This is a genomic window from Vicinamibacteria bacterium, from assembly GCA_035570235.1.
In the GTDB taxonomy this organism is placed as follows: Bacteria; Acidobacteriota; Vicinamibacteria; order Fen-336; family Fen-336; genus DATMML01.
Genome location: DATMML010000092.1, coordinates 25,312 through 37,085 on the forward strand (window position 1 = coordinate 25,312; position 11,774 = coordinate 37,085).

General features: G+C 63.6%; 9 protein-coding genes and 3 tRNA genes. 7 read left to right on the plus strand and 5 right to left on the minus strand.

Going from position 1 to position 11,774, the window contains the following annotated elements; translation table 11 throughout:
- Positions 1-95: 95 nt before the first annotated feature.
- Positions 96-1,271 (minus strand): EAL domain-containing protein, encoded by a 1,176-nt coding sequence (locus VN461_17525; GenBank protein HXB56576.1) that lies wholly within the window; start codon positions 1,269-1,271, stop codon positions 96-98.
- Between the two features lie 102 nt (positions 1,272-1,373).
- The gene (gene rdgB / locus VN461_17530) at positions 1,374-1,970 is read right to left on the minus strand and encodes an RdgB/HAM1 family non-canonical purine NTP pyrophosphatase (protein ID HXB56577.1); all 597 of its coding nucleotides are present in this window, start codon (positions 1,968-1,970) and stop codon (positions 1,374-1,376) included.
- Positions 1,971-1,998: 28 nt separating this feature from the next.
- Here rdgB and VN461_17535 point away from each other — a divergent pair.
- A tRNA-Pro gene (locus VN461_17535) sits at positions 1,999-2,075 on the plus strand.
- Between the two features lie 295 nt (positions 2,076-2,370).
- A complete protein-coding gene (locus VN461_17540; GenBank protein HXB56578.1) occupies positions 2,371-3,009 on the plus strand; it encodes a tetratricopeptide repeat protein in 639 nt (212 codons plus the stop codon).
- 391 nt (positions 3,010-3,400) lie between these two features.
- On the opposite strand, the gene VN461_17545 is transcribed toward VN461_17540, so the two are convergent.
- Complete coding sequence (locus VN461_17545) at positions 3,401-4,969, minus strand: alkaline phosphatase family protein (GenBank protein ID HXB56579.1); 1,569 nt, start codon at positions 4,967-4,969, stop codon at positions 3,401-3,403.
- A 462-nt stretch (positions 4,970-5,431) separates the two neighbouring features.
- On the opposite strand from VN461_17545, the gene VN461_17550 reads away from it, so the two are divergent.
- Positions 5,432-7,117 (plus strand): SGNH/GDSL hydrolase family protein, encoded by a 1,686-nt coding sequence (locus VN461_17550; protein ID HXB56580.1) that lies wholly within the window; start codon positions 5,432-5,434, stop codon positions 7,115-7,117.
- A gap of 102 nt (positions 7,118-7,219) precedes the next feature.
- Here the strand turns inward: VN461_17550 and VN461_17555 are convergent, their stop codons facing one another.
- Entirely contained in the window at positions 7,220-9,460 is a 2,241-nt protein-coding gene (locus VN461_17555; protein ID HXB56581.1) for a M13 family metallopeptidase, read from the minus strand.
- A gap of 66 nt (positions 9,461-9,526) precedes the next feature.
- Between VN461_17555 and VN461_17560 the strand changes: the two genes are divergently transcribed.
- Both VN461_17560 and VN461_17565 read left to right on the plus strand, forming a co-directional pair.
- On the plus strand, positions 9,527-9,946 hold the full coding sequence (locus VN461_17560; protein ID HXB56582.1) for a hypothetical protein: 420 nt from the start codon (positions 9,527-9,529) through the stop codon (positions 9,944-9,946).
- Between the two features lie 233 nt (positions 9,947-10,179).
- Complete coding sequence (locus VN461_17565) at positions 10,180-10,344, plus strand: hypothetical protein (protein ID HXB56583.1); 165 nt, start codon at positions 10,180-10,182, stop codon at positions 10,342-10,344.
- Between the two features lie 204 nt (positions 10,345-10,548).
- Here the strand turns inward: VN461_17565 and VN461_17570 are convergent, their stop codons facing one another.
- Complete coding sequence (locus VN461_17570) at positions 10,549-11,325, minus strand: MIP family channel protein (GenBank protein HXB56584.1); 777 nt, start codon at positions 11,323-11,325, stop codon at positions 10,549-10,551.
- Between the two features lie 285 nt (positions 11,326-11,610).
- On the opposite strand from VN461_17570, the gene VN461_17575 reads away from it, so the two are divergent.
- Both VN461_17575 and VN461_17580 read left to right on the plus strand, forming a co-directional pair.
- Positions 11,611-11,687 (plus strand) — tRNA-Arg (locus tag VN461_17575).
- 9 nt (positions 11,688-11,696) lie between these two features.
- Positions 11,697-11,774 (plus strand) — tRNA-His (locus VN461_17580).

Here is an 11,774-nt window from a genome sequence, read left to right on the forward strand (position 1 = left end):
CGTTCCGGTCCGACTTGCCGCCGAAACGACCCTGCGGCCAGCGCCCGCCTCGCGAATCTCTCCCCTGCGGGCGGAAGAGCCTTCTCGGCGCCCTTCTAGGAGCCCCCCGGCGCGGGGGGAGAGGGGCGGCTGGCCGTGGTCAGCGGCTGGGCGGCGGGCCGCCCGAGCAGAAAGCCCTGTAGGAGATCGCACCCGAGCTCGATCACGGCGTCGCGGTCGGAGGCGGTCTCGATGCCTTCCGCTACCACCAGAATGCCCAGGTCCCGGCACACGGAGCACACCGACCGGATGAGCTTCTGCTTCACGGCCTCGGCGTGGGCCCCGCGCACGAGCTCGATGTCCAGCTTGACTACCTCCGGTTCCAGGGCCGCGAAGGTGTTGAGGCCGGCGTAGCCCGCTCCGAGGTCGTCCACGGCGATACGGAACCCCATTTCGCGGAGAGTGCGGATGCGGGTCCGATAATCAGGAATCACCTCCAGCGACGCGCGCTCCGTGATCTCCAGCACCACATTCTTGGCGCGCTTGGTGAGGGGGGCCTCCGCCGACAGAAGGAGCTCGTCGCCCAGGTCCAGGGTGTGGAGGTTCAGGAACAAGCTCAGGCCGGGTGCGGCCTCCGCCATGTCCGCCGCCACCAGCCTCCGAACCTCGCGCCCCACGTCGATCACGCGCCCGAGTTGCTCCGCCGCCTCGAAGATCGCTCCCGGGTGAGGGAGGGAGGCCTCCCGCGACCGCACCAGCGCCTCGAAGCCGAAGGTGCTCCCGTCCTTGGCGCGCAGGATCGGCTGGTAGGCCATCCAGAACTGCCCCACGGCTCGGGTGAGGCTCGCCTCCAAACCCGCGCGGTCCGCGACCGCGGAGTTATGGCTAGTCAGGTACGCCAGTGCCTCTCGGCGGAGGTTGGCCATGCGCCTCAGGTGGAGGGCCCGCTCCACCGCTCCCTGAAGGGCGCCGATGCTGACCGGTTTCAGCAAGTACTGCACGGCCCCCCGCTCCAAGGCTTGGATCGCGGTCTCCAGGGTGGGATTGCCCGTCACCAATACCACCGGCAGATCCGGGTCTCGCTCATGAACAGCTTGCAGGAGGTCGACGCCGCTCATGTAGGGCATCGTGATGTCCGAGACGACGACGTCGAAGCTGCCGTCAGAGAGCAAGGTGAGCGCTCGCCTTGCATCCCCCGCCATCTCCACCTCGTAGCCGATGTCACGCAGAACGTCGCCGAATACCTCGAGGAGGTTCGGCTCGTCATCGATGACAAGGACGCGTCCGGTCATGCCGAGCCCAAGTGGAACACCCCGCCCTCCATTCCGCCGCGAGTATAGCGCGACCGCGACCCTTCAAGTCCGGCCGCACGCGAATCGCCCCCGCCGTCGGGGTCAGGGGAGGGTGGCCAAGAACTCGCGCAAGCGGAGAAAGGCTTTGCCGCGGTGGCTCACCAGGTCCTTGTCGACCCCCGACAGCTCGCCGAATGTCTTCCCGAGGGGGGGATAGAGGAATAGGGGGTCGTAACCGAACCCGTTCGTGCCGCGCGGCTCCTCCGCGATGCGCCCGTCTACCGTCTCCTGCACTCGAAACAGAATTGCGTTCCCGCGGGCCACCGCCACCGCGCTCGTGAAACGAGCCCTCCGCCCATCGGGCGGCACGCCCCTGAGTCGCTGCAACAGGAGGCGATTGCGCGCGTCGTCAGTCGCGCCTTCTCCCGCGAATCGGCTTGAGTAGAGGCCCGGTCCCCCGCCCAGCGCGTCCACGCCGAGGCCGGAGTCGTCGGCCGCGGCCAACCGACCCGAGCGTCCGGCATAGTAGAGGGCCTTGAGGATCGCATTCTCCATGAACGAGGATCCCGTCTCCTCGGGTGCCTCCCGGATTCCCAGCTCCGTCGGACTCAGCACGCGGAAGCGCAGGTCCTGCAGGAGTTGCCTCATCTCGCCGAGTTTTCCGGGATTCTGACTGGCCAGCAGGAGGTCGGCGGTCACGGTCGCGTGCTATGATGCCTGAAAAAGACGGGGCGTGGCGCAGCCTGGTAGCGCACCTGCCTTGGGCGCAGGTGGTCGCCGGTTCAAATCCGGCCGCCCCGACCACTCGATTCTTGTTGGTCGTCAAGTACTTGCTCCTGCCGGCGAAACTACTCGTGCTCTCGCTTTTGTTCCGATCCACCGGCTCACGCGTCCAAAAAGCCGCGCAGCCTGCAGGCCGCGGCAGAGGGCCGGGTTCAGTGCCACGAACAGGTCAAAAAAGCGCCTGTCAGAGTCGCTCGTAACATAGTCTGTTCTTACCCCGCTATCAGTTGTCTTCCCGTGCTGGTTGGTTGGCTGTTCACCTTTCTGTCGCCCATCGCCTCGGCTACTCGACGACCCGCGACACCGCGAAGCGCTCATGCACTACCGGGCGGGGGAGGACTCGATGACCGCAGAGAGGTGGGCGGAGGCAGTGCTCGAGTTCAAGCAGGCGATCAAGCTCGACCCCCTGCTCGCCCTGGCCCACTATGACCTTGGCCAGGCCTACATGGCATTGAAGCGCTATCGCGATGCGATCAACTCTTACTTGGGAGCGCGCCAGGCCTTCAGGGAAATCGCGACCCTCGAGCAAACCGACCGAGTCAAGGCGAACCAGGAGCGCGACGATCAAATCCAGGAGTTGAGACAACTCCTGATCCGGTGGCGACATGCCGGGTCCGACCTCATGCAGCTCAAGATCCAGGCTCAGATCGACAGCCTAGAGTTAACAGAGAAGAAGGGATTTGAGAGAGGACTCGAGACTCCAGCGGAAGTCTCCATGGCCCTGGGCAGCGCCTACTACCGCTTTGGCGCTATCCCGGATGCCGAGCGCGAGTACCTAGCGGCCATTAAGGTGAAACCTGGCTTTGGTGAGGCTCACAACAACCTGGCCGTGGTCTATATGCAGACGGGCCGCTTCGACGAGGCTACGACAGAGATCCGGCTGGCCGAGAAGCCCGGCTTTAAGGTCAACCCCAAGCTCAAGGAAGACCTTGAGCAGCGGTTGAAAGGAAACTAGCGTGGCCGGAGCTACCACTGGTTCACATGAGGGGACACTCCATCCGCCCTCCTGGCGTGCAAGGCACCCGCCCGGAGGGGTCACTGGTTTGCCGGCGAGCTGGCGCAATCACGTGGCGCTGGCGTATCTCGCCCGGGCGCTGTGGCGTCAGGCCCGCGCGCGTCCCGCGCGCTTTGCTTGGCATGCTCAGGCTCTGCCGTCGCATATACAGAGCACGCCTCTGCCGAGACGAGGAAGTCAACGGCCAGGCGCGCTTGCGCGCGCCCAACTAGCCCCCCTGATCACCTAAGGTCCGGAGCCTCGGCCACTGGCCACAACTTCCGGGGTAGGTACGCGAGACGAGCGGCTGCCCCCGCAACGGGAGCAGCCGCTCTACAGGATTGATTCGACGCTAATTGCGGTCCAGCGCCAGGCCCGGTAAGACACGGGTGTGCTCGACCCGGACCGACGTCAGGTCCTCAGGGTCGAGTCCCAGGGCCTTGAGGATCGTGGGCGCGACCTGCGACGTGGCGACCGGGGTCTTCACAACCCCGGCCTCCAGATCCGGATGGGAGACGATCAGTCCGACGTTGGTGTCCCCGAAGCTGAAGCCTCCATGCTCGGCGTTTTTCTTCGTCGACGGGGTGTAGACGGTGCCATACACGGGTTGGACCATGATGTCGGGCGTGCGGCTGTCCGTCGTCGGGTCATTGAACTTCAACCTTAGCTCCCGCCCCGCCATGACCTCGTCGATAAACAGCGCCTTGGCATTCGCATTCAGGTAGTCGGCAACCGCCTTCGTATCGCTCTGGTGCTCGAGCCAGATCAGGGCGATGTCGTCATCCTGAACGAAGCCGCACGAGCCGGTGCTGCAGTTGTTGGCGTTGGCGATGGCGATCCCGCCCGGGTTGGTAGCGGCATCGGGCAGAGTTGCCACGAGATCCGCAAAGTGGCCGGGCTTGTTGACTCTCGCCGGGTTGATGGGTGATTGGCCGTGTTTCGCGGAGACAACGAACAGAGTGGATTCGTAGAGGCCCCGGTCCTTGAGGGCCTGAATCATGCGGCCGAGGGCTTCGTCGGTCTTCCGCAGGCCGTAGGCGAGAACCTCGGTTGGGGTCCCGGCACCATCCACATAACCTCCGGGCTTTCCCTTCAACGCGTTGCCATCGACTGGATTACAGAGGAGTGGATCGGCCGTGTCGTGAGATACCTTCTGTCCCACGCTCACCGCCTGGAAATTCATGCCAAAGACGGTCGGGACTCCCGGCGCCGGCGATCCGTCGTGCCTTCGACCGTGAATCTGGTTGATGATGGCCTGGACCTTTTTCTCGTCGTTCTCGACCGTGCAAACCACGCTCACCGTCGCATCGAACCCGCCCACGTTGGTGATTTCGGGTGTGTAGAGGTCATCTACACCCGCTCCCGAAGGCCCGTTCACCAGATCATAGGCGGGGTGTTTGTCCGCCCAAGCAGTGCGCCCCCCTTCCGCCTTGACCACCTCGAAGATCGTGTTGGTCCGAATTGCCTGGTGGGGAAACAGGGGAACGCAATTGCCGTGCGCGTCCAAGTGACGTGGCAATTTGGTGGGATCGATGACGTCCTGGGAGACGTTGGCCGCATTGTACAGATCGACGCTCTCATCGAAGGTCATCGTGTTTCCGGCGGCACCGGAGCAGCTCGTGTTCGTGGGGTCGAAAATGGTGCGGTCGTAGCTCACGTCGTAGAAGAGCCCATGGGTGACAGGTGACCCACCGGTGACGAGCGCCAGGAGTCCAGGGAATGAATCGGAGTTCGCGGGAGTGCGGGCGTTGGAGTACGTGATCCCGTGCCGGGAGAGCGCGGCCAGAGCGGAGTGGGGATGGGTGTCCACGAAGCGCGCCACATCCAGCGCATGCAGGCCGTCAACGCTGATGAGAAGCGCATGACGGATTTCACGACTGTCCTCTGCCTGAGAGAGCGAGACCGACGCCGCCCCCATCATCAGAATGAGAGAGAGAGTCCGGAACATTTCTTTCAAGGAAACCTCCTTATTGCCGTTTCACTGGACTCTAGGTGGCAGGCGTGACGGCGGAATGAAGAAGGGTCGACTTTTGGGTGAAGTAACGGTCCGAGGATTCTGGATTCACCGCACCGAGCTCGAGCTCGGGAGCATCGTTGGCGCGGCAACGACACTGTTCAGAGCGACGAATCCCTTTGACGACGCCGACCAGGACCTAAGAGAGCTCGGGCCTCCTCGCCAGCAGCGATGCCCGTTTCACAGCCGCGGGTGGCCATGATCGGATGGTATATACTCGGCCGGCGCCACCGGGCAACGGTCGGTCGGCCGGCAAAGAGCCGGTCCGGTACCTCTCCCGAATCAGCCCCACCGGGCTGTGGCCGGCAACGCTGGCTCGTGAGGTGAGCCATCACACTCCACCGCCTGCCCCCCTTCGCATCCGTCCTGGTGTCCGCCAGCCTCTTGGGGGCCGCTTCTTTTCTTACCCTCGAGGCGGATGGATACATTCGAGCGACCGTCGACCTCGAGATCCGCTCTCCGAATGTATCGCCCGCAAACCTGGAGTTGCACTGGGCGAAGAGCGTCAAGGCTTTCGATGAGCGACGAGCCTGGAAGACTATCGTCCCGCCCGGCCGTTCCCGCCACAGCGTCTACATTCCCGCAGACGTGAACGCGCTGCGCATCGAGCTTGGGGAACGACCCCTCAACATTCTGATTCACGAGGTCGCGCTCCGCAGTCGCTTCGGCGTCGCTCTAGCCCAGTGGAATTCCCGCACCGGCTTTCGCGGCTGGAAGCCGAGCACCGAGGTCTCTCGTTTCGCCCTCACTCCCGACGGTCTCGAAGTAGAAACCACGGGCGGGGAGCCACGCATCAGCATCGAAGGCCTGACCGAAGTCCAGCCTCGACGCCTCAAGAGCAACATCGGCCTGGCCGCCGTGATCGGCTTGCTCTTGGGCTTCGCGCACGCCTGGCTGACGGCAGGTCTAGTCAGCTCCGGGGCCGGTCTGCCAGTCGGAGTTGCACCGGCCACGCCCCTGGCCACCCTCGGTAGTGTGATCCTATTCGTCACTTCCACGGCCCTGAGTGCGGCCGCGGGGTACCTCGTTTACGAGCGGCTTCTGCGACCTCCCCGCGTCGGCCCGGACACGAGCATCGGACAACACGATCTATTTCTCGTGGACTCCAGGGGGCGACGCCTCTCGGAGGTACCGGGAGACGTGGCCATCGTGCTCGATCCCTTCACCGGCTATCGCAATGCCCCGCGTCAAGAGACGAGCCGGGTCACGACCGACGAAAACGGATTCCGGGGAGGCATCCCCGCCGGGGACCGGCGGCTGGCCATGGTGGTGGGCGGGTCGGCCGCGTTCGGATTCGGGCTTGAATCCGACAAAGAAACCTTCGCTGGCGTTCTCAATCGGCTCCAGTCCGCTTACCGAGTCGTGAACACGGGAGTCACGGGCTTTCTTTCTGGCCAGGAACTCAGCCTCATGGTTCACAAACTTGACGATTTCCACCCGAAGCTCTACGTGGTATTCGACGGTTGGAACGATCTCTTTTTCACGCAGTCGTTCCCCAATCTGCGACTGCACGACTTTGGCTTCAACTGGCCAATCTGGGGAGACATCGAGAACCGACTCCACGACCAATACCTGTCACGGGCTCCCGTGGCCCAAGCATCAACGATCCCCGGCTTGGCGTCACCGGCCCGCGGGGAAGCCGAAAACCTGCAGGGGGCGATCGCCGCCTACATAGAGAATCTGGGCCGGATGAAGGCCTTCGCCGATGCACGGGGGGCCAGGCTGGTCGTGATCTTTCAGCCCGAATTGTTGAGTAAACGCACCCCCACAAAAGAGGAGGTGTCGTTGCGGAAGGAGTTCCTCGACTGGGCCGCTCGACCGCGCGTCAAGTTCGACGCCGCCCGCTTCTCCTCCGACTACCGCATGATGATTGGAGCCGCGGGCCGGGCCTGTGATGGTCTGGGGGTCAGCCACCTCGACCTCAATAGCGACGGCCGCTTTCAGGAGAGCCGCGAAGAGCTGTTCATCGACCACGTTCACTTCAACGCGCACGCTCACCGGCTGGTGGCCGAGATCCTTCGAGAGGAACTGGAACGAGCCGCCCCCTTACCTTGAATCCGCTCGTTCAGATCCAGCGTACGTAGGCTCGGGCCAGCCCGTTCGAGTTCCAGCCTTCCCTGCTCCCGAGTTGCCCGGTTCCTCGCCGGGGGGAGTCCCTCACCAAGCGCGACAGGCGTTCTCCCGCACCATGGGTTGGCCCGTTCGGCACCCGAAGGCCTCGCGGAACTCCTCCATGTTGCCGACCGTCCCCATGACACGGAACTGGCCGGGCGAGTGCGGGTCGGTCTGCGCGAGCTGGCGGGCGGCCGGCTCGGTCACGTTCTGGCACCACACGTTGGCGAAGCCAAGGAAGAAACGCTGCTCGGGCGTAAAGCCGTCGATCCGTGTCCGTTCCTTCCCTTCGAGCGTCCTTTGCAAAGCTCGGTAGGCGACGCGCAGGCCACCGTTGTCGGCTGTGTTCTCGCCCAGGGTGAGCCGGCCGTTCAGATGGACGTCGCCATTCACAGGGTCCTTTACGGACACGAAACCGTCGTACTCCTTCGCGATGCAGTCCGTGCGCTCTTGGAACGCCTTGAGGTCATCCGGGCTCCACCAGTTCTCCAGGTTGCCCTCGGGATCGAACTTACTCCCCTGATCATCGAAGCCGTGCGTGTACTCGTGCCCGATCACGACCCCGATCCCACCGAAGTTGACGGCATCGTCGCGCTCGCTATCAAAGAAGGGCGGCTGGAGGATGCCCGCCGGGAAAACGATCTCGTTGTTCGCGGAATTGTAGTAGGCGTTGACCGTGGGCGGGGTCATGCCCCAAAGGGTACGGTCCGTTGGCTTATCGATGCGGTCATGGCTGCGCTTGATCTCGAATATCTCAGCGCGCCGCCAATTGCCAACAAAGTCATCGCGGCTGACCTCCACCGAGCTGTAGTCCTTCCACGCCTCGGGGTAGCCCACCTTCCGAGTGCTGAAGGCTTGGAGCTTGGCGAGCGCCTTTCGCCTGGTTTCGGGGGTCATCCAGGGCAGGCTCTCGATGTCCTCGCGCAACGCAGACGTGATCGCCTCGATCATCTGGCGCATGCGTGCTTTGCTCTCGGGGCCGAAAGTCTTCTCCACGTACAGCTGACCGAGCGCGTCGCCCAGCGCGCGGTCGGTGGCCTGGACGCATCGCTTCCAGCGCGGCTCCATTTCCTTGGCGCCGTTCAAGTACTCACGGTTGAAACGGAAGTCCTCCGTTACGAATGGCGAGCTCAGGTAGGGAGCGGCCGCGCGCACGACGTGCCATCTAAGGTAGGTCTTCCAGTCCGCAAGGGGTGTGCGCTCGACGAGGCCGTTGGCCTCCTGAAAATACTTCCGGCTGGTCAGGTTGACGCGCTGAAAACGCCGCGCTCCCGTGGCAGGGAAGTACGTGTCAAAGTCGAAAGCGGGGGCGAGCCCCTTGAGCTCATCGATCGACATTGGGTTGTCGCGGTTCCGCGGATCGCGCATGGAAACGCGGTCCAGGTGGGCCCTGGCCAGGTCGGTTTCGATACGCATAACGGTCTGGGCATCGGCGGCCGCTTTCTCCGTGCTCTCACCCAGCAGCCCGAGCACGCGGGTGACGTGCTCCACATATTTCGCGCGTTTTTCCTTCGACTTCGCGTCGTCCTTCAGGTAGTCGTCGCGGTCGGGCAGGCCCAAGCCGCCCTGCCCCAGGGTGGCGATGGTCCGCCTGGAGTCATGGAGGTCGGGCGCGGAGCTGAAGCTAAACAGGCCAGGTAACGCGTGCGCTTGGTTGTCGCCGAGGAGACGGAACAGATCAGATCTCGATCCGACGGCCTCCACCCGAGCGAGGATCGGCTCGAGGGGCTTGGTCCCCTTGGTTTCGAGCCCGGCCTCGTCCATGCAAGCCGCGTAGTAGTCGCCCACCTTGGTCTCAACGGGCGAGCGCTTGCCTTCTGCATTCTTCGACCGCTCGAGTATCTCGTGGAGGACGCCGCGGTTATGGTCAGCCAGCTCGTTAAAGCGGCCCCAACGTGATTCATCCGCCGGAATCGGATTGGCCCCGCGCCAGCCTCCACAAGCAAACTGGTAGAAGTCCACACACGGGTCGACCGATCGATCGAGAACGCTGACGTCGAAGCTTCCGGCCCGCAGACGCGCCGCTGGGGGTCGGTCAGCGGCGTGCGGCGAGTCTAAGCTTGGCTCCCTGTCCGCCGCGGCGACGGCGGTGGAGGCGACGAACAACAGGAACGCGGGCTGCTTTCTCATCACCGGGCCCTCCCAAAGGCCACAATGGGCTATTGCAGTTTGCTCGCGAATGGGCCCAGCCGTGGAGGTCTGGGGCCGGTCCGAAAGAAGGCTTTTCGCGGCATTGAAAGGACGCATAATATCCGATCGAGCTGCTCGACGGGCTGTGGGGACCAAGTCTGACTTCGGCCTGTTCGGGGCAAACGGGTAGCAGAGCGCTCGTTCTAGGTCGTCGGGGGTTTGGTGCCTCAAGAGCCAGCCGCGCAAGACAAAGTCGTGGCCCGCTACCAGGATGGTCGCCTCCTGAAGGGCTTCACCACTGACTTCCTGCCCGAAGCGGAGGTCTTTCATCTGTCACCTGTGGCCCCGACTCAAGGGGCTACCCCGGTAGAGGTCCGAGTTGCCGAGCTGAAGGCTCTTTTCTTCGTGCGCGAGTTCCAGGGCAGGCCCGACTATAGCGACCGGAAGGAGTTCGATCCCGCGAGGCCTCCCGTGGGTCGGAAGGTCAGGGTCATCTTTAAGGACGGGGAGCTTATTCTGGGCACCACGCCCGGGTACCAGCCCGACCACTTTGGGTTTTTCGTGGTGCCCGCTGACCCGAGGTCAAACATAGAGCGCTGTTTTGTGGTTTCGTCAGCAACGAGGGACGTCACCTTGCTCTAGATTGGTCCGGCCCTTCTGCAGCCAATCCAAAGGGCGTTTTCTACAACGTCCCGCCAAGAAGCAGTGTTGACCCCGCCGCAGCGAAAAGTAACCCGTCGGCTTCGGTCCAGGGAAGATCAAGAGCCATTTCGATATTGACCCAAGTTCCCTGTTTACTATCGAGTAGCAGGCCTCAGCCACGGGGTCTCACGCCTGGCACGTAGCTTGCTTAATCCAGGGTCGGGAGGCCGTACATGTCCGAATTTGAGAAACCCTTGGAAGAGCCGGAATTCGAGGAGGACTTCGACGACGCCGAGCTCCAGGCCATGTTCGCGGTCACGCTCGCCAGCGTCACCGGTCGCTACGACAGTTCCGTCAGCGCATACAAGGCCCACTCCAAAGACACCGAGCCCCTCTGACTCTAAGGGGTATCGATTCCCCGGATGAGCCTGAACCTCTCAGCATTTCGCTCCCCGCCAGAGACTAGCCTCCGCACTTCCCACCGAATTCCTACTTAATACCGGCAACGCCTACCTCAGCTTCTTTGGTTCTCGCCCGTCGCACGCGGGAGAGCCCTTAGGAGCTCAAGAGCGTCTCGAGCAAGGGGCAGACGGTCTCCTCGTTCAAACTTCCGGCGGATAGTGCTTCGTGATGAGCAGATCGTACGCCAGCCCGCCGACCAAGCCGCCGAGGATCGGCCCGACAATGGGAACCCACCACCAATGGTTCCCCGCGCGGAAGACTTCGCTCCCCCAGCCAGCGAGGGCCGTAAAGAGACGAGGGCCAAGGTCACGGGCCGGGTTGATGGCGTAGCCTGCGTTGTAGCCAAAGGTCATCCCGATAAGCACGACCGCGGCTCCGAAAAGGACGGGCCCCAAGCGGGGATCGGGCGCGAGGTTACGCCGGTCGGTCAGGGCAAAGACCAGCGCTACAAGGAGCGCGGTCCCCACGATCTGGTCCGCAAGGCCCCCGGGGACGTTGCTCAGGAAGTCCTGCGGATAGGTCGCCCAAATTCCGGCCGTTGCCTGCGGACCTGTCACTCTTCGGATGCCGCCGTCGAAGCGGTCCAGCGCCTCGTGGTAGACCACGAAAGTCACGGCGGACGCGGCGAAGGCCCCCGCGATCTGAGCCCCGCAGTAGGCCAGTACTCTTCGCCACGGGAGCCGCCCGTGGACGGCCAACGCCAGGGTCAGCGCGGGGTTCAGGTGGGCGCCGGAAACGCCCCCCGCCACATAGACGGCCATGGTCACGGCCAAGCCCCAACCGATGTTGATGGAGAGGTACGTACCGTGGCTACCCCCACTCAACACCACTTGGGCCACCACCGCGGTTCCGAAGAGGATCAACACAAACGTGCCCAGGAATTCGGCCACCGCCGTCCGTCCGGTCTCTCTTAGCATGCTTGCACTCCGGTCGCGCTCTGCCTTTCCGGTTTCCGCCCTTCGCGCCAGCTAAGCCCTTTTCGTGGTCGACGGCATCCTAGATTGTTTGGGTGGCGTGTCTCAAGCCCTTGGCAGGAAGGACATGGGCGCCAGCGTGGGGTGAGCTACAGGAGTGCTATACTGCCAGATTATGCGGACGTCATTCGGCACGCCGAACGCGGGCACCGTTCGTCATTTGAGCGTGAAGTACAGACCGTCATAGCGCGGCGGCGACGAAGGCGTTATCAAGTCTGGACAAGCAAAGCGCCTGTAGCTCAGTTGGATAGAGCGGCAGCCTTCTAAGCTGCGGGTCAGGGGTTCGAGTCCCTTCAGGCGCGCCAGCTGCTGTGGTGGATGTAGCTCAGCTTGGTTAGAGCGCCAGGTTGTGGCCCTGGAGGTCGCGGGTTCGAATCCCGTCATCCACCCCA